The 740-nt window shown below is 23.9% G+C and carries 1 protein-coding gene and 1 pseudogene; both read right to left on the bottom strand.

Features of this window, described 5'->3' with window-relative positions:
* Complete coding sequence (locus tag H2279_RS08635) at positions 1-522, bottom strand: hypothetical protein (RefSeq protein ID WP_337196288.1); 522 nt, start codon at positions 520-522, stop codon at positions 1-3.
* Positions 523-740: pseudogene (locus tag H2279_RS08630) on the bottom strand (hypothetical protein); the annotation flags it as partial. It lies immediately after the preceding gene.

Below are 740 nucleotides of genomic sequence, written 5' to 3'. Positions count from 1 at the left end.
TTAAAATAATCCAAACCGTACTGTATACGCACTCGCAATTAATATAAAAACATTGCACACAAACCCTATGAGCCAACTTATTTTTTTACGTTTTTCTCCTGTGCTATAGCATTTAAAAAAATAAGCTTGTAATAAACAAAGAAACATAATAAATGTGTTTATAAAAAAAAACATAGTTGTAAAAGTTAAAAATTTAAAATAATTATATGCTTTATATTCTTGTGGTGATAATTTTTCAACTTCTGGAGGATCAACCAGTACAAAATGTCCTACATTATCAACACCATAAGTTATATAAAATCCTATGATGATGGTAATAAGAAAAATAATAAAAAATGTTAAAAAATAAGATTTTACAGATTCTTTTATATTAATTCTCATCCAATAATTTAAAATAGAAAATATAATAAGAACACTACTTAGAGCTGTAAAATGAATGATTACAGCAATAAAGATCATAGAAAATAAAATTAAACCCATAAAAATAGAAAGTATAATACCAGATATAATATCATCTGCCATTTAAACTCCTGTATTATAAAGTGTATTATAGGCCTTATCTTTAAAATCAAGTTTAGCGATAAAATCTTTACTATAAAGTTTGAAATCTAAACCATAGGATGTAAATTTTTGATAATCTTGATAGTCCTGATTGTAAATATAGTATTGTTTGGTTTTAAAAAAAATTAGAATATCTTTAAAGATTTCTCCAGTACCATACCTATATGTTATCATCTGAC

The sequence above is a fragment of the Campylobacter sp. B0100352/1 genome (genome assembly GCF_020135855.1).
GTDB lineage: Bacteria > Campylobacterota > Campylobacteria > Campylobacterales > Campylobacteraceae > Campylobacter_D > Campylobacter_D taeniopygiae.
The sequence above is the reverse complement of the archived record's forward strand: the minus strand, read 5'-3'. Positions and strand labels throughout refer to the sequence as shown.

Coding starts and splice junctions, on each gene's coding strand:
- H2279_RS08635 (WP_337196288.1), bottom strand. CDS start 522: ATGGCAGATGATATTATATCTGGTATTATACTTTCTATTTTTATGGGT.